A 26980-nucleotide genomic window follows, 5' to 3' on the forward strand; every position below is an offset into this window, starting at 1 on the left:
TACGATCTGATCGGCTACACCCATTAATCATCGTAGCCTCATGCCTAAACCTCGTTACAAAACAACTAACTGGACGCAGTACAACAAAGCCTTAATAAACCGTGGTTCTCTGACCTTTTGGATTGATGAGGAAGCGATAGCCGAGTGGAAGCAAAACAAACAAGGCAAGCGCGGCAGACCTCGCCAATTCAGCGACTTAGCCATTACTACTGCACTGATGGTGAAACGCATATTCTCTATGCCGTTGAGAGCACTGCAAGGATTTCTAGACTCGGTATTTAAGCTGGCTAACATCCCGCTAGTTTGTCCCCACTACACCTGTATAAGCCGTCGAGCTAAGGAAGTTGAGGTTTCATTTAAAACTAAAACCAGAGGTGCGATACAACACCTAGCCATTGATGCCACTGGCCTCAAGGTTTATGGCGAAGGCGAATGGAAGGTCAAGAAGCATGGTACTGACGGGAAGCGTAGGGTTTGGCGTAAGCTGCATATCGCAGTAGATACTAGCACCCACGAAATAGTCGCAGCAGAGCTGAGCTTATCTAACGTAACCGATGCCGAAGTACTTCCCAACTTGCTTAAGCAGACACGTCGTAAAATCATTGAGATATCAGGCGATGGTGCTTATGACACAAGGAATTGCCATGATGCCATACGGCTCAAGCGAGCTGTTCCGCTCATTCCGCCACGAGAAGGGGCAGCCTTCTGGGAACGAGGACCTCCTCGCAACTTAGCAGTGGGTTGCCAGAAGCTCTACGGCTCTAACAAGAAATGGAAAAAGCGGTATGGTTATCATAAGCGCTCGCTCTCAGAGACAGCAATGTATCGGGTAAAACAGTTGTTAGGTGGGAAATTAAGCCTGAGGGACTACAACGCTCAAGTTGGTGAGACTTACGCTATGATCAAAGCGCTGAACAAGCTTACAGGGCTAGGTATGCCTGAAACTCAGTATGTTGTTTAAGAACTGAACAACATGGGGCTACCATGTCTTCTCATCGAATTAAGCAACAAAGCCTCGTGTTACTTTTCTGCTACTGACAAGCGCAAGTATCACCACGATGACAGCACCAGCGATAGCCACGTGAATTATTGAGATTTGTTCCATTTACCCAGCCTATTGATTGCTTGTTATTTTGATATAAATACAACATAGCGCATATTCAACAACAGATTTCTAGGCCAGATCACAGACCTCGAACTCACCAAGTGGCCACCAACCCTTTAACATATTATTTTTAAAGGCTTCGTGGCCACTTTACTGTATTTACGTCCCCGCCACCTGACATAAACGCTACGTAAATAACATTACAAATCAACCAGATAGCCCCAAGACCCACTCTATGGGAATCCGTGAGATTCTATTTCCTGTCCTATTTTGGGCTCTGACTACATAATCCTTCCTGACTGAGCAGTTCGCTCACATATTGAAACATTTGATAAGGACTAAACCATGGAAAACAGAATCCCAGCTTCCATCCAAAAAGATATTAAGATTCTGACTAACCTACTGGTTGGTAACGAAAACTCTCTGGTTAACGAGCAAGATGAAACTGTAGAACTGGTCGCATACGGAGACTCTGAATTTGGCGGCCTGATCATGGCCTTTAACAACTCTGAGTCGCTGATCTGTACTAACGGAGAGTATGACCACGAACGTTTCTTAAGACTGACCGATCACTTCAGAACAGAATCTGAACATCTAGTAGGTAATACCCACATACTGACAACTAAAGTAACCTTCGAGGGTGTAGAACCTGCGGAATTTGAAGCCGTGTACGACTTTGACAATAACAAAGGACTGCCTCTGCAGATGTACCAAGCTTATGAGTACCTTCGCTCCAACCTTTCGCTTCCGTTGGACATTATGCTGGAAATATTTGGTGCGATTACCAGTGCAATCACATTCCACCAAGAGGAGTTATTTCATACCGGACTAGCCGGAACGATGGGCGACCACTTTGATGTCGAAAGAGCTATTGCCCACGATGTAAGACTTCAACACCAAAGCGACTAACACTTAAGTCTGTTTATTCAGACCGCACGAAAAATAAACACATATTAATTAAGCAACTAGCCGTGAAATATCGGTGACGGCCTCTTGCACCCTGAAATCACCGCTTAAGTTATTAAGCGGCCAATACAACACGGAGATTTATTATGAACAATTCAGTACAAGCTATTATTCCGAAGCCACTGACAGCCTATGTTGAGGCATATTTAGGTCTTATCACCGACCCGTTCTACTCGAATGAAGACCTGGGCATTAACCCAAATAAAAACCGAATATCTATCGGGGCAGAAAATATTGGTCCAGGTGCCTTTAGTATTTGTCACAATTCAGATGTTTTCACGAATGATCAGGAAGAAAACGCTCGTCGCATAAATCATTTCATCGACAGTGAGTTTCTCATCTATTTCGAAGTTCCAGAAGAACTCGACGCGCACTCAGAGTTTGCAGGCATCCACTTTGAAGATAAAGAGTTCTGGTCATCTTATGATTATCAAATGCCTGGATATCCGCAGTTCCTATACGACTTTCTCTCACATTTGATTGAAAGCAAGTCCTATTCCGTCGAAGGCACGCTTGCCATCTTTGGAAGCCTATTACATCAAATCACCGTGCCTTACTGGGGTGAGTTCATGGATGAAGAAGAGCTCCAACAAACCGAGGTTTCTCGTCTCCTTGGACTGCATTTTGACATTGTAACCGCTGTACGACATGACCTCGACTACAGTCAGCAACACCACTCAAAGATTACACAACCAGCTGAAGCTTAATGAATTAGCACTCAGTGGGAATGGGTGAGACACACTCTGATAGGACGAAATCACAATTCCATTTACATTCTACGGGTGGCCCCAGAGAGGCCCCCATTCAACAAATTTTTATGTTTAGAAGGATTCAATATGAACACTAATATCCAAACTAATGCTGTCACAACTGTCGTATCTGGTGCCCTTTCTCCGGAAGCATCATTAAACGATACACAAAAGAAACTCCAGACACTTAAAGATCGTGCCGCCGCTAATACCGTGCCAAGCCAAACCGTACTTGAACAAGCAAGAGTGGGCGAAAGCGCAACTCCCTTCATGGCTTTTTCCGTTGAGCATGAAGATGTGAATATTCACTGGATTGATACGCCAGAGAAGAAAGGCTACATCCTGTGTAACGGTAATGGTTGCCCGCTATGTCGTGCTGGCAACAAAGCATACAACCGCCTACTGCTACCTGTATTTAACTTCAGCTCTCGTCAAGTTGAGATTCTGGCAATCACCGATGCTACCCATCCCAAAGCAGCTCTGCCGCAAATCCTGCCAGTTTTTGATGCTGTAGAGCCAATGATGATACTCATGAGTCGTCACCGTAACAGCTATACCGTGGATTTAAAACCGATACCTGAGAACATCGATCTGGGCCAGTCAGAGATCGAAGTTTTTAATAATGCCTACGCTAACGGGGAGTTTAAACTGAGCGACGTGTTCCAGAAGTGTTCTAGCGAAGAGCTGGCAGCAATACCGAGTATCCAAGTGATGCTTCAATGTTATGGCTACACGGCGGCTTAACAATGAACTCGTCTCTGAATCAAATCAGCAGCGCTATGGCGCTTGCTGGTTTCAGAAAAGAAAATAATGGTCTCTATGTCCTGTCACTTCTTAAGAAGCACCCTCACCTGCTGATTAACTGGGCGGTAGGTGTGGGTAAATCTACCAATATGGATCAAGTGATAGAATATGGCATAGAATCAGGTCAGTATGATTTGATCATCGTGCTGGCCCCCACTCGCGCTATCATCAATGAGCGCGACTATATCCAGTTCCCGCCTGAAAATATCAAAATCACTAATCTCCGCCCGCGTCCTAAAGAGCTGTGCGGTAAGCAGCGCAATGCTGACTGGGCGGACTATGAACAGCGTGGCCTTTCTATACTTGGTAAACGCACTATTTGCGCCTTATGTCCTAATCAAGAGAAATGCCACTGGAAAGATCAATTTGGTGATGTTTTGCGCGGCACCCAAGTGCTCTTCGCTACCCAAGCCCATTTGACAAATGACTTGAATTTTATTGCTCGAATGAAAGCTAAGTGTGAAGCTCAGAATGTACTGGTTATTTTTGATGAAGCGACGGTATCGCTAACACCATATAGCCGCACTATCACGCAAGAAGAAATAGCGAACCTAATCTTCTGTTTGTGCGAATCAGACATCTCTCAGAAGCGCAAGGCCGCCAGCGTGTTTGCCTTGCAAAGCCTACTCAATGCAGCAACAGATGACCTGAGAGAGCCTGACGTATGGTCTATGCCCTCGATCTATCCGACGGAAATCCGAGAGCTGGTTACTATTGGGGAGCGCCACTGGCCGGGAGAATTCCGCAACATTCACTTTGACCTGCAAGCACTGATGAATTCGCCTTTAGATTCACGCGAGAAAACCGAGTTCGGTGATATACGCTTTTCTGCAACACCACTTGCGGCGGACTGCGATGTTCTACTCTACAGCGGCACGACTCATGAAACATTGCTGAACCATAAGCTGGGGCTTAATTTTCACAATTTCTATCAGGACACAGCCTTTAAAGGCGATGGTACTCAGTGGCTGAATATTGCCTCTTCTCTGGGTACATCTGGTCATTTCCTGAAGAACTCCCCACAGATATTGGACTTTTTTCTTGAGTTAACTCTCAAGCGCATCCGGGAAGGTAAACGAGTGCTGCTGATCTCAAAGAAAAAGCATAAGCAATATTGCATTGATACGCTGAATGAGATGCTAACCGTCCGTAGTATAGATGATGTTCAAATCGTCGATGGCGAAGAATACGATTCCAATGGCACCATCACTCAGATACCAGTCATCCACTACGGTGTAATTGGCATTAACCAGTTCGAGCAATTCGACTGTGCTTACTGTCTGAATAGCTACTACGTTACCAAAACCATATTAGCGAATGCCCTACAAGACATGCGAGCCAGTGATGAGCAGCTGGAAATGGAAATCAAAGTACTGCCGAACCCTCGCCGCCGTCATGCCCGCATTGCTGACAATAAGTACCGATATACCGATGTAGCTCAACTGACTGACCCGATGTTGCAGACCCTAGAAATGGGCACCGTGATACAGGCTGTAGGCCGAGTGCGTCCTTTCACATCGCCATGTGAGGTTATTACTTTCCAGAACAATCCGCACCCTAACTATCAGTACGATGCTGAGTTCAACAATCTGGCAGAAATACGCGAGCACTTCGGCATTGATAGTCAGCGCGCACGAACAACTGGTACTAAAAAGCAAGAAATACAGCAACTTAAACAACAAAGCTTAACACAAAAGCAAGTTGCTGAGCAGTTGGGTATAGGCGTTCGCACCGTCCGTCGCTACTGGAGTGGCCAAAAGTCCTAATAAAACCATTTTTATAGGGTTGCTGGCCACCCGGAGGCCCTACGTTTCCAAGAGAGAATATTGATTATGAATTTATTGCCCGCACTAGCAAAACGATTTAACGAAGCCGAATTCGAGCCAAAGAAAAGTGCTATTATATTGCCAATGCTGCCACCACTAGATTCAGCGGCGGTGACGTACATTGGAACCCAAGAAGACTTGGAAGATCTGATACATCTAGCTCATCAGTTGCCATTGACCGGCGTGTCACTAGACTTTGAGTTTAAGTTCAGCCGCCTCGCAATCCCACTTCGAGGTAACAAGCAAAAACAGGATATCCGAAGTATTCAACCCCTATTGATGGCTGTTACTTTGATGACCAACACAGGCAATCAGTTGCATCTTCACAATTATGTTATTGATTTAACTAAACTCAAAGATACGAAACGACTTCAGCCATTACTTGATCTACCCACGACCTATATCGCCCACCATGCCAAAGCCGAGTTACATTGTCTCTGGCAACTGGGTCTGACTGAGCCTCGCACTATCTGGGACACCTGTATCGCCGAGAGAGCACGATATCTGGGCCTGCATGTGTTTGACAATGATCAGGTATTTGATTCAGAGAACGCAGAGATTTGCGCCAGAGCAGAGCACGCTGAAAACAATCGGATCCGTTATGCATTGAATACCGTGGCGAGCCGCTATGATATTCACCACCGATTCAATTTGGTGAAATCAGACTTGCAGCACTCCTTTATTGACTATGACAGTGGAGAATTTACCAGCGAGCAGATCCACTATGCAGCTGAAGACGCTATTGTTGCAGCAAAGCTTTACCTTTCTCAGATGCAGCAGTTAACCCTCCAGGGAAGTTACCACCACCTTATCACGGTGGAGATGCCCTGGACCATCACCAATGCAGCCATGGAGTGGCATGGGGTGAGTGTTGATCGGGAAAAATGCAACGCTGTGCTCAATGCCAGTACGCCTAAGCTGGAAGCGCTCAGAAGTCAGCTGGCACAAATGGGGTTAGACAATCCCAATAGTCACCAACAAAAAGAAACGTTTTTCCGTCAACTCAACTTACTCGATCATTTTAACAAGGGCGGCAAATACAGCTTCAAGTTACAACTATTGAAAGATCTGGCCCATATCCACCCTGCTATCGGCCTACTGGCTGAATTTAGCAAGGTTCAAGCCATTGAGAGAGATATACTGCTTCGGCCTACTATTATCGGTTCCGATAGTCGCGTGCACCCAGAGCACAAACAGCTGGAAGTCGTAACCGGGAGACAATCTTGTGCCAGCCCGAACCTGCTCGGACTACCTGGCGCAATGCGCCCACTCATCATCCCGAAGACAGGAAATGGAATCGGTGAAGCGGACTATTCCCAGATTGAAGTCGGCATCACAGCTGCGGTCTACAGCGATAAGAATCTGATTGCTAAGTTCAACGCGGGGGATATCTACACAGTCATGGCTCAGGAGTTCTATGCCAACGACCTGGATGACGAAGATCGGCAATGCGATTCCGACACTTTCAAGCATAAGCACAAAGACAAGCGGGATATCATGAAAACATGTGTACTCGGTATTCTGTACGGCCTATCCCCCTTCGGACTGGGTAGCCGTCTTGAGATATCAGAACTCGAAGCCAAACAGTTGATGAATCGGTTCCTAGCTATGTTTCCTACCCTGAAACACATGATGGAAACCGCGCCACAACAAGCAGCATATCGGGGTTGTGTGAGCACCAGTACCGGATTACATCGCCACCGTTCTAATAGCGGTGCACTAAGCCGCCACGAGACAAACTGGATGGTGAATATGCCTGTTCAAGGAACAGCTGCCGCTCTGTTTAAGATCGCGGGGAATCGACTCTACCAACTTTACAAGCCCTATGGTGCTAAGCTGATCTTGGCTATGCATGATGCCTTTATCTTCGAAGCCCCATTAGACAAGATGCCAGAGGTTGGACGATTGACAATCGACGTGATGATTCAGACTGTGGTTGAATTCTTCCCTGAACTCAAGCCACGCATCGACCTGAATGACTCTGCCACTCATTGCTGGACTAAAGATGGGGATGCAGGCAGTGTTGAACGTTGGATTGCAGAGCGTTAACAGTATATGGAGGGGTTAGCAATGCTACCCCCACAATCAGCCTTTAGCATCTGATTACGACTATTCAGAACCCGCGTAATATTTTAGTAATTCACCTGGCTTTTTGATCTTGCTGAGCCAACGATTTACCGATTTTGATTTATCACCCTGACCATCTGACAAATTAAATTTATCGATGATTTCATACACTAACTGTGTTTGCGCATACTCTTTTTCATCGTTGGTCATGTGGTAGAGCCAGCCTTTTAAGAACACCAGCTTAACTGTTTCCTGAGACAGGTAGACTTTTTCCATGTCTTGTTTGTCTGTCGTGCTCTCTGCCTTCTTTTTACGCCCAGCCTTACCAAGCTGGTTAGCTAAGAAAAGATCGGGACACTTTACCTGTCTTTTCTTCTTCGTTGATCTTTCCTGCACTTGCTCTTCTTCAGCTTTCTCTATCAAAGAGTAAATCAGAGGGAGCAAGCGCTTAGCTTGATTTAAGGTCCATAACGATTCATGCTCTTTCAGGAAGTGAGTCAAGTTGAGCGCCAGTACTGCAAAAACATGGTGCCCTCGGATTTTCGTATCTGACGTAAGATCTTTTGTCACCTCCGATACGGTCCCTTTATCAACACAGTACTGCGTCAATTGAAACCAACTTTCTTTGCTTCTCTCTAAAGCAAGCTCATATGGCGGCACAAATGGCTTTGTCGGTTCATCTTCGTCAATAAGCGCCATTATTTCTGAAAACTCAATACTGGATACCATATCTGATACCAAGGTATCGATGCTTCGCAACGCTTTGCCTATCAGCTCATACAGCCGCTCATCTTGCTGGCTATGCTCAACAAGTCTCGGAAGAACATTCATCACGATCGAGAAGTTTCTCTCACTCACATTCAGCAAAAATTTGCAATGCTCAGTACAGTGGCGAAGATAAAGCTTCATCAAGGATCCATAAAACAGATCTAACTGAGACCAGCCGTACGCTTCTGTTCCAGGTAAGTGTGTTCTTTTATGTTTTGGATGGAATACGTCCAGATCATCTCCGTACAACTTTTTCATAGTAATAATATCTGGATCGCTGCTACTGATTATGTAACCCATTGCCCCTCTCTTTTCCCAGCCAAATCAAAGGCGCATAGTACAGCAATTGGGAATGACCACCAATCCTATTACATGACTTTAAAAGACTCTTAACCACGTGGTATCTCCAACTCCGTGGCGATTGCTGCTGGCGTGTATGGCGGCTCAAACTTAGTCAAGATGTATAACCAAGGCGATCTATACACAGCCATGGCGCAAGAGTTCTTTTGTGATGAGTTAGAATCAGAATGCCGCAGCTGCGATTCGTCGGCCTTCAAAGAAAAATATTCTGAGAAACGATCCATCATGAAGCAATGCACACTTGGCCTAATTTACGGTATCACCAGCATTGGAATAGCGAAAAAACTCAATATCAGTGTCAACAAGGCCTCGGAACTGATGAATAAGTTTCTATCGATGTTTCCCGAACTACAAAAAGCCATTGAGAGAATGCCCCAGTATGGCGCTCTGCGAGGCCATGTAAGCACTGCAACGGGATTGCACCGATACCGCCAATTGGACGCTAAGCGCGGCCATACTGAGAAAAACTGGATGGTGAACATGCCAGTGCAAGGTACAGCTGCGGCACTGTTCAAAGCAGCCGGAAATCGACTTCATCAATTGTATAAAGGTTACGACGCCAAATTGATCGTTGCGATGCACGATGCCTTTGTTTTCGAAGCACCGAAAAAACACCTAAGCGCAGTCAGCGAGTTAACTGCACAGATCATGACCCAAGTAGTGCAGGAGATGTACCCTCAGTTGAAGATAAGAGCCGATATCAACATAAGCCAACCAGATTGTTGGACCAAAGATGGTGATCCGAACACACTTGATGTGTGGCTAGCTAAATGACCAGAACTGGACGCAAGGCCTAATGGATTTAGTATTAAGGTTTTGTGTCCACTTTTTCTGTTTCTCAAATAGTGATTAGTGGGCAAATCGATACTTAGTTGATTGGATAGCTCTCTTAGTGGTACCAATTCCCTAGCACACTTATGCCCCCTTTTCTTGTTATCACTGAAGCTAATTAATTTCTCTTGGATGAAAGTTCCCCTTACCCAAAGTTTTCCGAGGGCGCGTCGAAGTAAGCAATTTAAAAATTATGCGTCATTTTGTAATCTAAGATCCAACAACTCTCGTTAACCTATTGATTATCAAATGAACTATGATTGGAAAGGCTGCATGATAGGAGTATGAAAAGCTGCTAAAAGAGTTAAAAGCATTCTATAGTGGAGAAATAATGTTCGAGTTTCAGAGAAATAAAGCAGAATATTTGTATCACCATACAAAAAGTTATACCGCGATTAACTTTATCCTCAAGAATAACGTTTATTTTAAAATGCAATCAAGTGTGTATACTATATGCCGTTCAATGGGGCTAAAAATAAAGGAACTATATGTTTAATAATAAATTACTTTTAGTAGGGTTGTCGTTAGCTGCGTTGGGTGGCTGTACATCTGTTCAATACAATGGTTCGCCAGCGAACTCGGTCACTAAAGTTGACTATCCATCTGTTGGTGAAGTTAAAACAGCTTATGTCGGAGACCATTTGGTTAGCAAAGGCACAATGGCTGAAATGAGCGTATTACGCGTATCAAGCATGATTAAAAGTTTGGCGTATGACATACCTCAGGGTGACTACAATCAACTCGGATACGATAACAAGCAACAGTTTTTCTCTCCTGTTGGCGTTATTAAAGCGGCATTAGCGGACCCTATACAGGGCATTGCCGTAGAAAATAATCAACAAAATGAAGTTTGTTTTGTAACCATCTTTGGTGCGAAGTCTTGTGTAGATGATGCTTATGGTAAGTTTACTATCACTAAGAAAATGTCCCAGTTCCAAGACAGTTTCCAACAGACTTTGATATACAGCGGTAAGGTAGGAAATAAAATCAATATTAGTTACCGTGAGTTTTCCAATGACATGGCAAGACCAGCTTTTAATAATGAAGCAGAGTATGACCTAAGTGAGTCGAATCAAATTGGTTATAAGGGCGCTGTGATTGATGTTTTGGAAGCCGACAATACCAAAATTACATATCGGCTTATCAGAAACTTTCCAAACTAAATATTAGCCCACGAAGAGGTATAGTTTTTGGGAATGGTTGTACAGACTCAGATATATCTTCAATTTGATCTGCTCCAGTCAGAGTGGACACTGAACTTAAGTGAATTTTCCATACTTGAAGTTATTCGTGTTTTGCTACTTTAAGTAGAAACTCTAAGTAACTTCTGTCCAAAAATAATTTGGAGACACTCAGAACTCAAAAATCAAGTGTAATCACTGCGTGAACGAAAGTGGACGACATTCCTTAATGAGTCATTTACTAAGGAAACACGTCCACTTTTGTGAGCCTCATTGCCCCTTAACAAAAAAAAGCAGAGGGTTCTCCCCTGCTCTTCTGGCGCTCAGTCAATCATCTATAACCTCGTCGGCGACAATACCGATCAAAAACCCAGCAACTCCACCAGCTAAAGCACCGTAGGCCCCATAGTACCTAGCTCCGAGAGCTGCACCTATTTTCGCTGCACGAATACCTGTGTTCTTTTTGGATTGGGATGACGATTGTGAAAAGGTTCTGCTTTGCATGTTTGCCTCTTTTATATATGAAAAAGGACCATGCTCAGTAAAGAACATGGTCCTCTAATTTTTTGTAACACTGCTTAGTGAGAGTGACCACACACCTGACAGCTACCATCATCATAAGCACGCTCACCGCATGCCGGACAGGTTGTTACTAGGGTTGTGATTGATTTAATCGTCATATAAAGACTCCTTATTGTTTATTGGATGAAGTAATGGGGTGTTGCGAAGCTCATTGATACCTCGGCCTAGAGAGTCCAATTCGAAACCGATGTACCTTGAGCCAAGCTCCGCAACGAAACTTATTGTGCTTTACCTTTAGGGGTATCTAGACCGCATTTCGCCACATCCATGACTTTGCCATTCATGGTTCCACAGGCATCGGCATACCACTCAATACGTGGGCCAGACTGAGAGTAAACTTGTTTACCTGCTTTCCCATTCCAGGATTTTTCTATCTTCGAAATGTCAGCCGGATTACCGCCGAGCGTACCGCCAGCGAATGATGATGTGGTAGCGAATAGACACGTTAGACCTAGCAGGATGATTGATTTTTTCATTGTGTTGTTTCCTTGAATACGTCATGACGCCATCGGTAAAGGCACCGAAAGCGAGAATGGTTAATAGTTTAAAGAGGGTGATCGACAGGTAGTGTCGAGACGAGTGAATCAATTTCACTCAAGTTATATATGCCTTGTCAGACATACGCTGTGGCGACCAATAAAAGCTATAGCAATATCAGTAACCTTATGAAGTTTAGCTAGAAATAATCGGATTCTCTCAAAGCACGACATGCCCTGACGAGTGGTCTATCTAAAATGCGTAGCATGAAAGAACACGACACCCTAGCGAAAAGACTTGGTATTATTTTGACCCGTTTGAATACGGGAGAACGGCTATATCTGGAAGAATTGAGGCGAGAGTTCGGTGTGAGTGAAAGAACCCTGCAGAGGGATTTCAATGAGCGATTAAATTACCTCCCTATTCAACGCGAAGGTGCATGTTATTTTCTTGATCCAAAAGTCTTGGGTAAGCAGACTAACCACGAAATATCAACATTACTTGCCAACATGGGACTCGACACCCTGTTTTCAGGCAAGCACTACCTGAGTAACGGAGTGCTTAACAACAAACCGACGACGCCGTTTCTATTCAAGAACCCACGGATTGAAGACATCAGCGAAAACGCTTCTATGTTCCAGAAACTTATCGAATCGGTTCAACTACGGCACGTAATCAGCTTTGTCTGCGATGGACAGGCCTATGATCAGTTCCACCCATACCGGTTGGTGAACGATAGAGGACTCTGGTATCTCGCCGGAGCACACAGAAACCGCCTAGATTTACTCAGAGTTGCCAGAATTTCCGAGTTAGTCCGATATGAGGACAAATACTCTCCCGATACTAACGTCGAGCAGAGCATCACTGGTTGGCGATCAGATGTTGAGTTAATAACTCCTGTTGACGTGGTTATACAGATTCGGGGACGAATTGCCGATGCCTTCTTCAATGAAAGCACCGACCATGATTTTCGAATGTTGAAAGTACTGGATTCCGGAGACGTATTAGCCTGTAACCAAACCAATAACATTCCACACTTGCTTCGTCAGCTAAAGGCGTGGCTTCCTGATGCAGAGGTATTGTCACCCGACTGGTTGCGGTACCAGTTGAAGCAAGAACTTCAGATCTACCTGAACACCGTCATGTAAAAGCCACAGTTCCTAGTCAATCACCGTCTAAATCTTGGTGTTGGCTGACATCTCCGTCGTAGACACCCCGCTACATAATCAAGCCGCGAGTTACCCAACTCCTCGGCCCTAGCCTTGAACATTCCAGTATGAGCCATTTTCTTGTCTTTCCATGCTCCGCATACAAAGCCCTTGACTTGATGGAATCGTAGACTGATACCGAATAAGGGAAAACTTAAAACGTTGCTATTTTTTAGTACATCCTAATAAACTAATAAATAACCCGCTAGGGGCCGAATTGTTAATAATATATAGCTATTGAAATTACAGATTCAATCACCTCTGGCTATCGTTAGAGTGCATCACGTTTAACGAAAATTGTCCGTTTGGCGATCCATTACCCTTCCTCATTGCCAGTAATAGTAATGGGGCCGGAATAGCCGATTACTAATCCGTCCCCCATCAACCGGCCAGTTCACCTTATAACAATGTGATTTAGGCTCCGTGGCCGCTTTGACCTTCCACAAACACAACGCACCTGTTTTCAGCCCTTGCTTTTACATGTAGCCATGAGTCGAACGCTAACTTTCTCGGGAATTTTCCCTGACAGTTCCAACTACTGATTTGACACAAGGTCATTCAGATCTCCTCCTTTGGCTTTGAAGTTCAAGGATTTTCTAATCCCTTGGCTCGGTGACCAGTAATGAAAAGGCAAAAGCCATCGCACCTTGTTTTCACTGGCATGATGGCTTGTCCAATGTACAGACCAGAGCAACGTGAAAATTTCTCCTGTTCATTTCTTGTCCCGGTCTGGTCGTTCCTTCAGTCCACAGTTAGCTTAACGTCATCGTAAGCTTCCATTGCTACATAGCTGATAAAGTTAGCCTGGTAAGTTTTAAAGAAGTCCTGCACATCTGGCCTGCTTAGTGGTACTTCGCCCATGAACCGGATGAAAGCGACATCGTGAGTCACATCGAAATCAATTTCTTTCTCAAGTTCAGAGTAAAGGCCAGCATAGGAAAAGTCAGTCAGGTAAGCCAGATGCCAGCAGTTATCTTTTTTCTCAAAACGTAGCTCTACTGGGTGAAATCCTCCATCTTCGGGTGTATATAAACTATCACGGTAATTAAGCGTAATTGCGGTAACGTCATTGTTGATTTGATGTTTACTGACTTCTTCATTAATTAGTTGTTTAAAAGCATCAGACACAGGTAGCCCTAGCTTTTCGCCATAGGTCAGTTTCATAATAATTTCTCTTTGATTTTTCGAGGATTGCGCTCTTGATTAGTGCGCAGTATGAAAGGGGTTTATGCGGTAGTTTCGGTGGAGGTGTCAGCGTCAACTAATGCGAGCAGTTGATCACGACGTTCATCAAAATTTGTCGACAGAACGTGAAGAAACAGACTATTCGGCGCAGCCTTTATTAGTCCAATCGTATCAGATCTCAGTGCACTAGCTGTAAACGAGGGATTATTAGCACTTCCGCCGATTATTGCTGGTTTTAACACTGTACTTTTAAATGATTTATCTTTGTACTCCTTAAGAATATTTATCAATTTTCTTATTGAAATGAGTTCTTTGGTAAATAAGCCCCCACTATCATTGCCCGTTAGCTTTAGATGCAGTTCTTCATCTTCTATTGTTTTGACCAAGTCGAAATAAATGTAACTCTCGCTCTTTGGACTAAGCTTTTTAGCTTTCCCTGATAGCAAAGTGGCAGTATTCTCACACTCTATTGCTTCCTGATTACCTTGGTCTTGTGTCTCTTGTACTTTCTCCGGTTCCATTCCTGTCTGTAAGTTTTCTTCCATAACTTCTACCTCGCTATCGGCTTTATTTTTATTACTGGCGGTTTTGCGGGACATAGATATTTATCCTTATTGTTTGGCTTGAGTTATAGCGACTCTGCGTGCGGTAACAAAACCTGTACAGGGTGAGACGTATTTGATGTCGGACTAACTAAATAAACGCCGCCCCCTGCTGATGTGATGATGGCAAGGGCAATGATAAAATCCGTGTCAGTACTGTTAATAAGGTAAACCGTTTCGGGGTAGTTTTGTACAAAACGAATAAGATGCTGAACACTCTCTGGTTGCTGATTAATGGATTCATCCGTATCTGACTCTTCGATTAATATCAGGCTAGTGCTAACCTCTTGCCAGAATTCAGCAGTAATTACATCATCAAATTCGAATGGTTCAGTCATGTGGTGTCGTAAAGCTGCTATCGTCTCTTTCGATAATGGTAGAGAGTCAAGCTCATTGAATTGTGTGATTATTTTCATTTTCAAAACTCCATATATAAGAAAGCCCGAACTCATTCGTTGAGTTCGGGCTTGATATGTTGATTTAATATCGAAGCGATTAGGCTTCGTCGATTAATTGGATTAGAACTTGCGAAGATTGACGAAGAGACTCATTCCCAGCTCTCGCATAACGCATTGTGCTACTAATGGACTTATGGCCGAGAAGTTGCTTTAGCACACCAACATCAACGCCTGCAGATATAAGTGATGATGCATAAGAGTGACGTGCTGTATGAAAAACGATCTGATCGGGTTCTTTAAGCATCAATTCTTTTTTGATCTTGTTGAACAAATGTCGAGGTTGGCTGATGTGTGACTTTTCTTTTTGCCCTGGAAATACATATGGGTTCCCCTTCTTCTTGAGCCTTAGCAAAAAACGAAACTCTTGAATCGCCTGGGGTGTAAGCTGGATCTGGTGTTGAAACCCATTCTTTGAGTCTTCCCTTGGTATACGCATCACACCATTTTCAAGGTCAATATTTGGCCAACGAGCAGCCCTGAGACTGCGTTCTCTGCATCCCAGCATGAAAAGCAGAATAATAAACCGGCTACGAATAGGACAATAATCCGGTTTTCTTAGCTCTTCGAAAATCCGTTTTATCTCCTGAGGCGATAGCCATCGCTCCCTAGCTCCTGTTTCTGGAAACAACTTAACACGAGCCGCAACGTTGGGAATGGAGTACTCTTCTTCTATCATGCGGCCCATTAGCTTGAGCAAACATAACACACGGTTAATTGTTGAACGACTTAGCTTCTTACCACGTAAATGAACCTTATCCATCAATCCTGCAACCATGGACTGTATGTGTGAAACTTTAAGCTGGTCATAACTGATATCCCAAATATCAACACAGTGGTTAAATCTTGCTATATCATGACGCCAGCTTTTCTTGCGTGACTTAGAAATTTTAATGAAGTGATTGTTGAAGTATTCAGATACAGTAGGTATGTCTGGTTTGACGGTTGAGTTTTTTGGATCTATTCCTTCAGCAACCATTAGCTTAATACGTTGCGCTTGCTTCCTTGCATCCGCCAAGGAAACTTCTGGAAACGTACCAAGAGATAAAGAGCCTTTTTTACCATTCAAAGTATATCGAACCAACCACTTCTTTCGCCCATTTTTACCAACCAGAACCTTGAAGCCCGATAATTCGGAACAGGAATACTCTGCTTCAGTGGACCGAGAATTAGGATCATTGGAAGGTAAGCTAGTGATCTTAGCCGTAGTGAATTTAAAACGTTTCTCCATATTAAGTGAACCTCTTTACTGGCTTACTCAATAAGAATATATGTCTAATTTTTGTACTAATCCGGAAGAAAGTCGGACACGAAGCCTAATGTAATACAGACAAGTCAGGCTTCACATCTATTCCAGGTTACTGACAAAGAAAGTTCAACTGTTTTACTCTCTCAACGTATCGTACCAAAAACTACCTTCAGGTGTTTTCCGGTCATTCCCTACTTTAATAACGGTAATTCCTGAATGGTCTTTCAACCTCAATCTTTCTTGATAATACTCTTTAAGCTTTAAATCAGATTCTGCACCAAAGTCATTTGTGTAGTGAAAAATAACTAGTTCCTTTCCATCATCTTCTATACAAGAACGGAATAGGCCATTAATATGCCCGTCATCCACATTAAAACCATAGCCTATAACTGCGACTACATCAGACTCCTTTAGGTTATTGTATAATTTCACATAACGTTCAGACATTTTAATTGATGTGAGAGGTTTAATCCCACTTTGAGTAAATAAAAATGGAACTGTAAAATGCTGACTATCGGCTGAGATTTCTTTAGATACAATAGTATTTAGGTAAGGATCATAGCAGTCATCAACTGAACCATTCAAATAATAAACATCTTCATCTGATATTGTTCCGATAAAGTTGTTATAGTTCGTTGTACCAATAGCCTTAATTTCATGCTCTTCTTTAATATTTAGAATATCATGATAGTAACCATCACCACTTATTATTTTCTCATGGAATTTATCAGCTATAGATGATATATATCGTTGAGCCGTATTCAAAAATATATTTATCTTGCAAAATTTGGCCCAATCTGTTTTTGGGCTATAAAGATAGCGCCAGTTAGAATCAATCAGTGATTGATAGTCTAGTGAAGCAGCAAAGATATCTTCAAGAATTTCTAGGGCAAATGCACATATAAGGTGTTCATCACTTGTATCAGCTGTTATTGCAATTGGCTCGCCATCTAAGATAACTTCGAGGCCTGTCAAACCTGCCCCTCTATAATCTAAAGAAAAAATAGCCCCGAGATCATCAAATATGTCAATCTCATCAGGTTTCTTTTCAAAAATGCCATCATTTAAATTATGCACTAATTCTTCGCCACAAGCCCCTATAAGCAGCTCAAGGACAGAACGACAAAAGTCACGGCACCTTTTTCTTATAAAGAAGTTTTCATCCGTGGATGGGAGCTCAAGTGCTTTCAAGTAACTCGAGAAAAAGTCGCTTGAGAACAGTTGATTATAATCTCCCAAAATACCAGAAATTCTAATTTCATGGCTAAATGTTTCTGAACCAAATGATATACCCAAAACCCTTTCAAAAGCTTCGCGTATGTTTCTATCAAATGTTTCATCAAACTTACGGGCTAATTCTGAGACTCTAGAGTCAAATTCTGATAGATATCTAATAATATCAAAACGTTTGTACTCTAAACTACTTTTAACCAAGCTTTCATATTGAGTTCTACCAAATGATGATATGGGCTTCTTCTCATAGTCTTGTGGTAGCCAATTCTTGGCATAATTTGAGCGTTTATTGACTTTTTCCCTTGCTTCTCTTAACCGTTTTTTGTCTTCAGCAACATCCATTCTAAATATGTCGAGGGCAAATTTCCCTCCTGACGGTAAACCATAGCCAATTTCGGCACCAGCACCAAAAAACAATGATACTTTACTCATTAACTCGCCCTTTTCCAAATATGAATCTTGAATGTCTTCAACAAACAGGTTTTCGATAGACATATTTCAAGCTGATCTTTAGCACACAATCATATCAACACGCTGCATAAGAAAGATATTCCAGCATGCGCATACTTGCCAAAAATTGTGAACTGATAACGTTTGGGCCGGGATGATTACTAGTTAATTTTCTATAAAGTGGACACTAACCCTTAAGTAAAAACTTTTATTAGGTTTCGCGTCCGCTTCATCACGCCCCACCAGACCGGACACAGACAAGAGACCCACAGCAATTCAGCCTTGGCTATATTGGCACGTAAATCACGCACAGTTCATCAGCACAGGAGATTCTTGACACTTTAATCGCACAGGAAATCTGCACAGAGAACAGGAGATAGACAGGAGGTAGGTTTGAGGAGAAGGCTTACCCTGAATTTCAGGTACAAAAAAACCAGCATTAAGCCGGCTTGATATGATTTTTACTGATTACGACACCGCAATTTTTCTAGGATTTTTAAATCCCTTGTGTCTACCAATTCCACCACCAGGGCAACGCAATCATGCGATGGGTTAGACACCATCTGTCTCTGCGGCCTTTGCCGTGAGAACGAGGCGTACTTTAACGGATTAATTTATCTGGTCAACAAAAAATTAGTCTCTTTTATTCAAATGGTTAAAAAGCCAACTCAAACGAACAAAGGGCGATCATTTTGCTCACAAGAACATCAGCATGTTTTGCTCTCGTTTACTTTGCTTCATCACTTCATGTCAATGAGGAATCGACAAGTCGCACAAATTGGCAGTATGGGTATAAACTTAACTCGTACTGCAGGGGACAAATAAGCGCTCATCATGTTTCGAAAGTCATCATTTCAATTACCGCTACATACTGATTCCGAACTCGACTTCGTAGTGTCCCACTTCTTACTTACTGAATTTGATTATGCTCGCTCTCTGGAACAGGGGATCGTCCATGACTTGGACCCTGAATATACACACCAGTATCGCGTCACACTAAGGCGCATACGCTCACTATGCTTACTACTTCGCGAACTGATCCCTCCTTTTGAGCAGCGTATTTTGAAACCTCATTTAAAAATAATGATGAAGAAAACAAATAAGCTGCGTGATTTGGACGTATTTATCTTGGGCAAAAACCAATACATTGAAATGCTCCCAAACCACAAATCGTCTCTTGAGCAGCTTTTTGGCTTTATCGAAGCCGAACGTGCTTACGAACAGGCAAAAGTTACGCGTTGGCTAGCTACAGAAGAATACACAACGCACTGCACTTTGGTCAGGAATAGTCTGCTGCGAAGTACGCAACACGAACGAGTGGATAGCAACGTACCTGCGTTACTCTTCGCAAGCCAAAAAATCTCCGATCAATTTAAAAAAGTTGATAAAGCACGACGCAAGATCTCGGACAAAAGTCGCGACAGTGTGATTCATTCGATGCGGATAAAGTGCAAAGCGCTGCGTTATTTGTTAGAAGGATTTTCCACGCTCTATCCTTCCCAACAGCACAAAAACAACGTGAAACAACTAAAACTATTGCAAGACAAGCTCGGTGACTTTAACGACACTTCAAGTCAAATTGAATTTTTCGCACAACTCAAAGAGACAGCAAATCTCAATAAACAAGATCGTAAGGCTTTGAAAAAGCTAATTAACGTACTTAGCGAACATCATGAACTCTCTCGCCAAACCATCTTGACGCATTTAAGCCAGTTTGAGTCTTTCATTCGCGATACCAATACACAGAATCTCTACCGACCCTAAATCAAGGTTCACGTATTTTTAATATTCATTAATTACAGTCAACCGTTAGGCTCCACTAAGAAAGTTAACGTGAAACCATTAAAACGATACCAATACGAGCGCTATGCGGTGCTTTGTAATCTCGCCTACCCTCGCGTCTTCAGGCAAACTCAATACGGGTTCGATCCTAATGGGCAACGAGTCATTAGAAATGAACACGGTAAGATTATGATTCGCGTGCTCTGGAGTAAAAAACAGAGTGAAGTGGTCGTAGTGATTAAAGGCTCACACAGTATCAGTGATTGGTTGTTGAACTTCGCGATGTGGACGAGAAGCTGTCGAAGGTTGGGACTAAACTATCGCATTCACGCGGGTTTCTATCATCTGTTGTTCCAAGAAAGTTTACCGAGCCGGAATGAAGATCGGTTAGGGTTGACCGTGATCGAACGCCTCGAAGGTATCGTTGTACCACTTATTCTCAGGGGAAAAAGAATCACTATTACTGGCCACTCTTCAGGTGGCGCGATTGGCAGTGTTTTTGCTGACTATATTGAGAAAAAATACCCCAAAAGCATTAAACGCGTGGTCACTTTCGGACAGCCCGCTGTCGGGGATTGGACGTTTAAGAAACGCTACCGTTTGGGGCACAAAACATACAGGATTTGTTGCGACATCGACATCGTGACCTTTATGCCGCCCGTACCTTTTTTGTATTGGCATGTAGGCAAAATGCTATGGTTATATAACGGGAGAATATACGAGAACACCCCAACGCTCATACGGCTTGGGCGCTCCTTATTTAGTTGGCTAATGCGACCGTTCTCTTATCACTTTATGAGTAAATACATTCGCGACAAAGACTTTTTTGATGAACGCTGAGTTAAACATCCGAAAGGTATGACGTACAGACACGAAAAAGCCGGACTTCGCCGGCTTTACGATTAAGTGGTGATCTACAGAGAGGCAATTTCTTTTTCAAGTTGATATTTGTTATCTGTGACAATTCGCTCTAACACTTCAACACGTCGCTTCAAGTCACCAATTTGCTTGTTAAGGTTATCTTGTTCTTCTCGGCTCATCGTATTACGTTCAGATATCTCCAACGCTCTTACTTCTTTACGATGGTTCAAGATTAACTTTATTATCCCGCCCCCAAATATGGCACCGAACACAATAGCCACAACCAATACATCAGCAATAGATTCCATTCTTTATCTTCCTCTAGATTATGCTCAAATATAAGTTACTCATTTGTTGAATGAATATCAAATAACACATTGATTCATTGAAAAGATTTATCAAGAATTGCCTACTCTGTATCAAAATCACAGGAATGGATTATTCAACGCCAACCCAAACCGAGACAGATCCGCCGTTTACTGGGAACTCAGCCCAACCATTCGCATCAGTCCAAACTTCTTCAGTTCGGATACCCAACTTGTCTACGTAGCGAGCACTTGGTTTACCCGTATACATCCACTTCGAGCCGCCAGGTCCATCGCTCATGATCACGGCCATTGAATGTGGATGCTTTGCATCACCTTCTCGAGTCCAACCAATTACGTCCCAGTGGTCGAGATAAGAATGTTGTTTGCCATACGCATAATCTTTACGCAGTGTTACTAGCTCTTCAATGTAAGGCACTTTGACCATATTGATGTCATGCCCTTTATCACTGTACTGCGCGCCGTAGTAATCTGCATAAAACACGGATGGATAGCCTTCTTCACGCAATAAGATAAACGCGTAAGCGAGCGGCTTAAACCACCAATCAACCGTCGACTCCAAAGCCTGCAAAGGTTGAGTGTCATGGTTTTCTACTAAGGTTACCGCTTTGACTGAATTGTCCTTCATCAGCGTACCATCCATGATTTGACGCATATCGTAGCTACCACCCGATTTAGACGCATTATAAAAGTTCATATGTAACGGTGCATCAAACAAAGACATGCTGCCAGAGGTTTTGGTGATAAAGTTATGCAGCTGATTCACATCGTAGTTCCAGTACTCTCCGACCGTGAATAGTTCTTTCCCTGTTTTCCAACGTAGGTGATCAATCCATTCTTGCAGGTATTGATATTTGATGTGCTTCACCGCGTCCATTCTAAACCCATCAACACCAGTCATGTTGATATACCACTCACCCCAGTCTTTAAGTTCTTTCTTAACTTCAGGGTGATCCATGTCTAGATCAGCGTACATAAGGTAATCGTAGTTGCCTTTTTCCGAGCTCACTTCCCAATCCCATGCCTTACCCTCACCTTTGAATTTGAAGATAGCTTTTTCTTCGCCAGCATCGTCCCAGTCCACGCCATCAAAGTGGTACCACGTCCAATGAAAGTTTGAGTACTTGTCGTTGCGCCCAGGGAAATCAAACTCTACCCACGCTTCAATCCATTTATCACCAAGTTCAATATTTCGGTTGTTCCAATCGACTCGCTTGGTATCAACCCAAGACTTTCCATCCGCACCACCGCGATGGTTGAACACCACATCGCCATAAATCTGGATATTGTTTTTATGGGCAGTATTGATGGCGCTTAGGTACTGATCTTTGGTGCCATACTTGGTGCGCACCGAACCTTTTTGATCAAACTCTCCCAAATCATACATATCATAAACGCCATAACCGACGTCGTTGCTACCACCAGCACCTTTATAGGCGGGCGGTAACCATAACGCAGTAAAGCCGTTGCCAGATAGTGCCGAAGCGTTGTTTTCAACTTGTGTCCAGAGCGCACTGTCATTTGGCACATACCAATGGAAATACTGCATCATGGTGCCATTTTGTGCCGCCATTACAGGCGAACTGAGCAGCAAAGTTAAGGGTAAAAGTGTAGGTTTAAGGTTGAATGTTTTCATTATTTTTCTCTCACGTTAAGGACTAGAATCCTCCTTTCTGCATATACGCACCAAGCGATACTAACTATGACGCTAGCTAGGTTGCTGCCTGTAATACAAAAAGTTCGGATTACAATCGAAGAGAAACTATCACCAATCACACTATACAATTATTGAGTTGTCTAACATTTATAAAATCAATGATTAGCGCGTTAAAAATATTGAATGGTGATCAAAACATGGGAGACTTTAGGAAAGCGCGAAGGGTTACGAAAAGGTGGACTAAAAACGAAAAAAGCCAGTCATTTAAGACTGGCTTTCGAAATAGTGGAGGCGCCTCCCGGAGTCGAACCGAGGTCCACGGATTTGCAATCCGCTGCATAGCCACTCTGCCAAGGCGCCTTTCTGATTTTGTATCTCTGTCACCAAAGATTTTGATGGTGCCCCGGGCCGGACTTGAACCGGCACAGCGCGAACGCCGAGGGATTTTAAATCCCTTGTGTCTACCAATTCCACCACCAGGGCAACGCAATCATGCGATGGGTTAGACACCATCTGTCTCAGCGGCCTTTGCCGTGAGAACGAGCCGTACTTTAACGGATTAATTTATCTGGTCAACAATAAATTTTATCTTTTTGATTTAAGTGCTTAAAAAGCGATCTGCCTAGTATATTTGGCATTCAATTAGACCAATAAGCACCCGTTCCCTTTCATTAGCTATGAAGTCATACGCATACTAGTGTCCGTAACTGCTTCGAGGTAAACACGCGACTATCACGTTATGAACGCTGATCTTTTCATCGTTGTAACATCTGTAACAATTTGATTCCCTACTCTTGGCACGACTGCGTACAGAACATCATATTTTGTTACCGATAACTTTATATCGAATGTGGTCGTACCTTTATAAAATCATTGACTTTTTTTATTTTCAAACAAAGCTCAATTCATTATCGAAAATATCAATAAATAATGGTACGTTACACGAGTTGCAGTAATTTAATGGACATATATCACATATAAGGATGTGGTTTACTTTGGCGACACAACATAAGAAAAACAAGGTATATCACTAATGTCTATCAAGAATCTTTCTATAGCGAAAAAGATATCGCTATCGTTTTTACTCATTGCCATCGTCAACATTGCATTTGGCGTATTTTTATCTACAGAGCTCAAAAGCATCAAATCTGAGCTTTTAAACTATACCGACGATACGCTTCCTGCAATGGAAAGGGTCGATTCGATTCGAGATCATTTGTCTCGCTGGCGCCGAGCTCAATTTGCTGCGTACACTTATGAAGACGCAGACCAAGTCAAAACTAAAATTTCTAACAATATTAGAGAACGCGAAAAGATCACTAGAGAGCTCAACGCTTACGGTGAAACTATCTGGCCTGGCGAAGAGCAGCAAACTTACCAGCGTCTTATGCGTCAGTGGAAAAAGTACTTGGTTACTATGGACCAGTACAATGAAGCGATGCTAGCTAACGACAAAAGCAAGGCCCACCCTATTTTGGCGAACTCTTTGTCTGCTTTCGAAGCGGTTGACTCAGAGTTAGGCGAACTAATCCGTCTCCTTAAAGAAGCTATGGATAGCAACAAAACTCATATCCTGTCCTCTGTAAATGGATTGAGTAATTCTTCAATTGCAAGTAACGTGATTATTCTACTGATCATGGTAGGCATGACATACGTGCTGACTCGCCTAATTTGTGGCCCACTTAAACTTGTTGTTGAGCAAGCAAATGCCATCGCGACAGGTGATCTATCAAGTGACATTGACCGTAAAGCAATCGGCAATGACGAGCTTGGTGAACTGGCAGACGCGACCACTAAGATGCAAGACGACTTACGCCAAGTTATCGATAATGTGATTGCTGCAGTTACTCAGTTAAGCAGCGCTGTCGAAGAGATGAACCAAATCTCCGATATTTCTGCGTCTGGTATGAAAGATCAACAGCTGCAAATTACGCACATCGCAACAGCAATGACAGAAATGAAAGCGGCCGTAGCCGATGTTGCTCGTAACACTGAAGACTCAGCGAACCAAGCTAACGAAGCAAACCGCCGCACACAACACGGTGTTCGTGAAACCCAAGGTATGGTTGACGCGATTCAAGAAGTTTCAAACGTAATTGGCGCTGCAGGCGATACCGTAGCAGAGCTTGAACAGCAATCGAATAAAATTAACGTGATCGTGGATGTTATCCGCGACATCGCCGATCAAACCAACCTACTTGCACTTAATGCAGCCATTGAAGCGGCGCGTGCTGGTGAGTCTGGTCGTGGCTTTGCCGTCGTTGCAGACGAAGTTCGAACTCTTGCCGGCCGTACGCAAGATTCAACGAGTGAAATCACTTCGATCATTGAGCAGCTACAATCACTTGCAAAAGACGCAAAATCAGCTACTGAACTTTCTAGAACCAGCATCTCAGAATGTGCAGAACAAGGCATTCAATCAAAACAGCTGATGAGCGACATTGAGCATTCGATTTCGGACATCTCAGACATGGGTGCCCAAATCGCCACGGCTTGTAACCAGCAAGACTCTGTTGCGGAAGAGCTTAACCGCAGCATTGAAAACATACATTTGGCATCTCAAGAGGTCTCGCAAGGCTCGGAGCAAACCGCACAGGCGTGCCGCGAACTAAGCCAGCTATCCATTTCTCTTAAAGATGTAATGAGCCGCTTTAAACTGAGTTAAACTCAGTGGGTACCTTAGTAGATATCAAATCAATCCCGATTTGCTTAAATTGAATGTCATCACTGAGGTATATTTAGGTATATATTAAATCACTATCTTCATAAACGCTCCAAAGCACCACTTGGAGCGTTTTACTTCGTCAGGTACTTTCCCCAAGTACTCAATAACATAACCAATACAAAAAACGCGTACGGAGACTTTATGCGCTTAAATAAAACCTTACTATCACTGACTATCGCTGCTGCAATCGCGGCTCCTGTAATGCAAGCTACTGCTGCTCCTCTTCAAATTAGCAATACAGCAGCAAAAGCAGAGCAAGTTCAAGGTGCTAACGCTTGGCTAGAAATAAACTTAGGTCAGTTCCGCGATAATATTGAGCAGTTTAAATCGCACATGGATGGCAAAACGAAAATCTGCGCCGTGATGAAAGCCGACGCATACGGCAATGGTATCGCAGGCCTGATGCCGACTATTATCGAACAACAAATTCCTTGCGTTGCCGTTGCAAGTAACGCCGAAGCACAAACTGTTCGCGACAGTGGCTTTAAAGGCCAACTTATGCGTGTACGCTCAGCGGATATTGGCGAGATTGAAGCCGCAATCGACCTAAATGTCGAAGAGTTGATAGGCACAGCAGAGCAAGCTAAAGCACTGTCTAAACTAGCCGAGAAAGCTGGTAAAGAAATCAAAGCTCACCTTGCTCTGAACGACGGTGGTATGGGACGTAATGGTGTTGATATGACGACAGAAGCGGGCAAGAAAGAAGCGCTAGAAATCGCTCAACAAGCTGGTGTTAATATTGTTGGTATCATGACTCATTTCCCTAACTACAATGCAGACGACGTGCGCCAAAAGTTAGCTTCATTCAAAGACAGTTCTGCATGGCTGATTAAAGAAGCGAATCTAAAACGCGACAACATTTTACTGCACGTAGCAAACTCTTACACCGCGCTTAATGTTCCTGAGGCCCAGCTTGATATGGTTCGTCCTGGTGGCGTTTTATACGGAGACTTACCAACTAACCCTGAGTACCCTTCTATCGTGTCTTTCAAAACACGCGTGGCATCCGTTCACCACCTGCCAAAAAATAGCACAGTCGGTTACGACAGCAGCTACACAACAAGCAAAGAAAGCTTAATGGCGAACATTCCTGTTGGTTACTCTGATGGCTATCCACGAAAAATGGGGAATACAGCAGAAGTTCTGATCAATGGCCAACGTGCAAAAGTTGCGGGCGTTGCTTCAATGAACACCACAATGGTAGATGTTACAGGTATCAAAGATGTTGAGCCTGGTTCTGAAGTTGTTTTGTTTGGCTCCCAACAAGGCAAAACGATTTCAGCTGCTGAGATGGAAAAACACGCAGAAGTCATCTTCCCTGAACTATATACGGTTTGGGGAAGCGCGAACCCTCGTGTCTACGTAAAATAAACCTACTAAGTTATTCGTAACAGAGCGAAAAAGCGAGCCTGGTGCTCGCTTTCTTTCTTATCTACTAATTTGTACTAGCTCGTGATTCTATCAATTAAACAGAGCTTACTATTTCTGTTGTTTTACTCTTCTTTAGCACTACCAAGTGCGACTCTCTACA

At 43.3% G+C, this 26980-nt stretch carries 23 protein-coding genes and 2 tRNA genes; 13 read left to right on the forward strand and 12 right to left on the reverse strand.

Annotated features, from left to right (window positions below; translation table 11 throughout):
* The first annotated feature begins 40 nt into the window (after positions 1–40).
* The 6 genes from R7040_RS05190 (at position 41) to R7040_RS05215 (ending at position 7499) form a co-directional block, all read left to right on the forward strand.
* Positions 41–961: an IS5 family transposase gene (locus R7040_RS05190; RefSeq protein ID WP_213895869.1), complete on the forward strand. Its 921-nt coding sequence runs from the start codon at positions 41–43 to the stop codon at positions 959–961.
* 489 nt (positions 962–1450) lie between these two features.
* Positions 1451–2014, forward strand: a complete 564-nt coding sequence (locus tag R7040_RS05195; protein WP_169643913.1) for a hypothetical protein — start codon at positions 1451–1453, stop codon at positions 2012–2014.
* Between the two features lie 143 nt (positions 2015–2157).
* A complete protein-coding gene (locus R7040_RS05200) occupies positions 2158–2778 on the forward strand; it encodes a hypothetical protein (protein ID WP_169643911.1) in 621 nt (206 codons plus the stop codon).
* Between the two features lie 129 nt (positions 2779–2907).
* Positions 2908–3564, forward strand: a complete 657-nt coding sequence (locus R7040_RS05205) for a hypothetical protein (protein ID WP_169643909.1) — start codon at positions 2908–2910, stop codon at positions 3562–3564.
* Positions 3565–3566: 2 nt separating this feature from the next.
* The gene (locus R7040_RS05210) at positions 3567–5390 is read left to right on the forward strand and encodes a helix-turn-helix transcriptional regulator (RefSeq protein ID WP_169643915.1); all 1824 of its coding nucleotides are present in this window, start codon (positions 3567–3569) and stop codon (positions 5388–5390) included.
* Positions 5391–5456: 66 nt separating this feature from the next.
* Positions 5457–7499, forward strand: a complete 2043-nt coding sequence (locus R7040_RS05215) for a DNA polymerase (RefSeq protein WP_213965039.1) — start codon at positions 5457–5459, stop codon at positions 7497–7499.
* 60 nt (positions 7500–7559) lie between these two features.
* On the opposite strand, the gene R7040_RS05220 is transcribed toward R7040_RS05215, so the two are convergent.
* The gene (locus R7040_RS05220) at positions 7560–8585 is read right to left on the reverse strand and encodes a hypothetical protein (RefSeq protein ID WP_169643906.1); all 1026 of its coding nucleotides are present in this window, start codon (positions 8583–8585) and stop codon (positions 7560–7562) included.
* A gap of 114 nt (positions 8586–8699) precedes the next feature.
* Here R7040_RS05220 and R7040_RS05225 point away from each other — a divergent pair, with 114 nt between their 5' ends.
* Entirely contained in the window at positions 8700–9419 is a 720-nt protein-coding gene (locus R7040_RS05225) for a DNA polymerase (RefSeq protein ID WP_225492308.1), read from the forward strand.
* Positions 9420–9964: 545 nt separating this feature from the next.
* A complete protein-coding gene (locus tag R7040_RS05230) occupies positions 9965–10639 on the forward strand; it encodes a hypothetical protein (RefSeq protein ID WP_025607861.1) in 675 nt (224 codons plus the stop codon).
* Positions 10640–10984: 345 nt separating this feature from the next.
* On the opposite strand, the gene R7040_RS05235 is transcribed toward R7040_RS05230, so the two are convergent.
* Together R7040_RS05235 and R7040_RS05240 are read right to left on the reverse strand one after the other, a co-directional pair.
* Complete coding sequence (locus tag R7040_RS05235) at positions 10985–11161, reverse strand: hypothetical protein (protein WP_019280745.1); 177 nt, start codon at positions 11159–11161, stop codon at positions 10985–10987.
* A gap of 296 nt (positions 11162–11457) precedes the next feature.
* Positions 11458–11715 carry a hypothetical protein gene (locus tag R7040_RS05240; protein ID WP_169644533.1) on the reverse strand — a complete coding sequence of 86 codons (258 nt, stop codon included), beginning with the start codon at positions 11713–11715 and terminating at the stop codon, positions 11458–11460.
* A 267-nt stretch (positions 11716–11982) separates the two neighbouring features.
* Between R7040_RS05240 and R7040_RS05245 the strand changes: the two genes are divergently transcribed.
* Positions 11983–12864 (forward strand): helix-turn-helix transcriptional regulator, encoded by an 882-nt coding sequence (locus tag R7040_RS05245; protein WP_169644535.1) that lies wholly within the window; start codon positions 11983–11985, stop codon positions 12862–12864.
* A gap of 801 nt (positions 12865–13665) precedes the next feature.
* Here R7040_RS05245 and R7040_RS05250 read toward each other — a convergent pair.
* From R7040_RS05250 to R7040_RS05270, 5 genes are all read right to left on the reverse strand, one after another.
* Positions 13666–14088: a DUF2787 family protein gene (locus R7040_RS05250; RefSeq protein WP_169644537.1), complete on the reverse strand. Its 423-nt coding sequence runs from the start codon at positions 14086–14088 to the stop codon at positions 13666–13668.
* A gap of 62 nt (positions 14089–14150) precedes the next feature.
* On the reverse strand, positions 14151–14708 hold the full coding sequence (locus R7040_RS05255; RefSeq protein WP_169644539.1) for a hypothetical protein: 558 nt from the start codon (positions 14706–14708) through the stop codon (positions 14151–14153).
* Positions 14709–14737: 29 nt separating this feature from the next.
* A complete protein-coding gene (locus R7040_RS05260; protein ID WP_169644541.1) occupies positions 14738–15127 on the reverse strand; it encodes a hypothetical protein in 390 nt (129 codons plus the stop codon).
* Positions 15128–15206: 79 nt separating this feature from the next.
* On the reverse strand, positions 15207–16397 hold the full coding sequence (locus R7040_RS05265; RefSeq protein ID WP_169644543.1) for a site-specific integrase: 1191 nt from the start codon (positions 16395–16397) through the stop codon (positions 15207–15209).
* Between the two features lie 153 nt (positions 16398–16550).
* Positions 16551–18143 carry a hypothetical protein gene (locus tag R7040_RS05270; RefSeq protein ID WP_212734075.1) on the reverse strand — a complete coding sequence of 531 codons (1593 nt, stop codon included), beginning with the start codon at positions 18141–18143 and terminating at the stop codon, positions 16551–16553.
* Between the two features lie 789 nt (positions 18144–18932).
* Here R7040_RS05270 and R7040_RS05275 point away from each other — a divergent pair.
* Together R7040_RS05275 and R7040_RS05280 are read left to right on the forward strand one after the other, a co-directional pair.
* Positions 18933–19862 carry a CHAD domain-containing protein gene (locus tag R7040_RS05275; protein WP_064354817.1) on the forward strand — a complete coding sequence of 310 codons (930 nt, stop codon included), beginning with the start codon at positions 18933–18935 and terminating at the stop codon, positions 19860–19862.
* 69 nt (positions 19863–19931) lie between these two features.
* A complete protein-coding gene (locus R7040_RS05280) occupies positions 19932–20720 on the forward strand; it encodes a lipase family protein (protein WP_005375991.1) in 789 nt (262 codons plus the stop codon).
* Positions 20721–20794: 74 nt separating this feature from the next.
* Here R7040_RS05280 and R7040_RS05285 read toward each other — a convergent pair whose 3' ends face one another.
* The 4 genes from R7040_RS05285 to R7040_RS05300 all read right to left on the reverse strand — a co-directional run bounded on the left by R7040_RS05285 (position 20795) and on the right by R7040_RS05300 (position 23207).
* Positions 20795–21049, reverse strand: a complete 255-nt coding sequence (locus tag R7040_RS05285) for a hypothetical protein (protein WP_005375990.1) — start codon at positions 21047–21049, stop codon at positions 20795–20797.
* Between the two features lie 130 nt (positions 21050–21179).
* Positions 21180–22703 carry an alpha-amylase gene (gene amyS, locus R7040_RS05290; RefSeq protein ID WP_318081112.1) on the reverse strand — a complete coding sequence of 508 codons (1524 nt, stop codon included), beginning with the start codon at positions 22701–22703 and terminating at the stop codon, positions 21180–21182.
* Positions 22704–23010: 307 nt separating this feature from the next.
* A tRNA-Cys gene (locus R7040_RS05295) sits at positions 23011–23084 on the reverse strand.
* 36 nt (positions 23085–23120) lie between these two features.
* A tRNA-Leu gene (locus R7040_RS05300) sits at positions 23121–23207 on the reverse strand.
* A 550-nt stretch (positions 23208–23757) separates the two neighbouring features.
* Here R7040_RS05300 and R7040_RS05305 point away from each other — a divergent pair.
* Entirely contained in the window at positions 23758–25389 is a 1632-nt protein-coding gene (locus tag R7040_RS05305; protein WP_017820195.1) for a methyl-accepting chemotaxis protein, read from the forward strand.
* Positions 25390–25590: 201 nt separating this feature from the next.
* Positions 25591–26820, forward strand: coding sequence for an alanine racemase (gene alr / locus R7040_RS05310; RefSeq protein WP_064354819.1), 1230 nt, complete (start codon positions 25591–25593; stop codon positions 26818–26820).
* Positions 26821–26980: the final 160 nt, after the last annotated feature.

The sequence above is a fragment of the Vibrio sp. 1069 genome, from assembly GCF_033340555.1.

Coding starts and splice junctions, on each gene's coding strand:
- R7040_RS05190 (WP_213895869.1), top strand. CDS start 41: ATGCCTAAACCTCGTTACAAAACAACTAACTGGACGCAGTACAACAAA.
- R7040_RS05195 (WP_169643913.1), top strand. CDS start 1,451: ATGGAAAACAGAATCCCAGCTTCCATCCAAAAAGATATTAAGATTCTG.
- R7040_RS05200 (WP_169643911.1), top strand. CDS start 2,158: ATGAACAATTCAGTACAAGCTATTATTCCGAAGCCACTGACAGCCTAT.
- R7040_RS05205 (WP_169643909.1), top strand. CDS start 2,908: ATGAACACTAATATCCAAACTAATGCTGTCACAACTGTCGTATCTGGT.
- R7040_RS05210 (WP_169643915.1), top strand. CDS start 3,567: ATGAACTCGTCTCTGAATCAAATCAGCAGCGCTATGGCGCTTGCTGGT.
- R7040_RS05215 (WP_213965039.1), top strand. CDS start 5,457: ATGAATTTATTGCCCGCACTAGCAAAACGATTTAACGAAGCCGAATTC.
- R7040_RS05220 (WP_169643906.1), bottom strand. CDS start 8,585: ATGGGTTACATAATCAGTAGCAGCGATCCAGATATTATTACTATGAAA.
- R7040_RS05230 (WP_025607861.1), top strand. CDS start 9,965: ATGTTTAATAATAAATTACTTTTAGTAGGGTTGTCGTTAGCTGCGTTG.
- R7040_RS05235 (WP_019280745.1), bottom strand. CDS start 11,161: ATGCAAAGCAGAACCTTTTCACAATCGTCATCCCAATCCAAAAAGAAC.
- R7040_RS05240 (WP_169644533.1), bottom strand. CDS start 11,715: ATGAAAAAATCAATCATCCTGCTAGGTCTAACGTGTCTATTCGCTACC.
- R7040_RS05245 (WP_169644535.1), top strand. CDS start 11,983: ATGAAAGAACACGACACCCTAGCGAAAAGACTTGGTATTATTTTGACC.
- R7040_RS05250 (WP_169644537.1), bottom strand. CDS start 14,088: ATGAAACTGACCTATGGCGAAAAGCTAGGGCTACCTGTGTCTGATGCT.
- R7040_RS05255 (WP_169644539.1), bottom strand. CDS start 14,708: ATGTCCCGCAAAACCGCCAGTAATAAAAATAAAGCCGATAGCGAGGTA.
- R7040_RS05260 (WP_169644541.1), bottom strand. CDS start 15,127: ATGAAAATAATCACACAATTCAATGAGCTTGACTCTCTACCATTATCG.
- R7040_RS05265 (WP_169644543.1), bottom strand. CDS start 16,397: ATGGAGAAACGTTTTAAATTCACTACGGCTAAGATCACTAGCTTACCT.
- R7040_RS05270 (WP_212734075.1), bottom strand. CDS start 18,143: ATGTCTATCGAAAACCTGTTTGTTGAAGACATTCAAGATTCATATTTG.
- R7040_RS05275 (WP_064354817.1), top strand. CDS start 18,933: ATGTTTCGAAAGTCATCATTTCAATTACCGCTACATACTGATTCCGAA.
- R7040_RS05285 (WP_005375990.1), bottom strand. CDS start 21,049: ATGGAATCTATTGCTGATGTATTGGTTGTGGCTATTGTGTTCGGTGCC.
- amyS (WP_318081112.1), bottom strand. CDS start 22,703: ATGAAAACATTCAACCTTAAACCTACACTTTTACCCTTAACTTTGCTG.
- R7040_RS05305 (WP_017820195.1), top strand. CDS start 23,758: ATGTCTATCAAGAATCTTTCTATAGCGAAAAAGATATCGCTATCGTTT.
- alr (WP_064354819.1), top strand. CDS start 25,591: ATGCGCTTAAATAAAACCTTACTATCACTGACTATCGCTGCTGCAATC.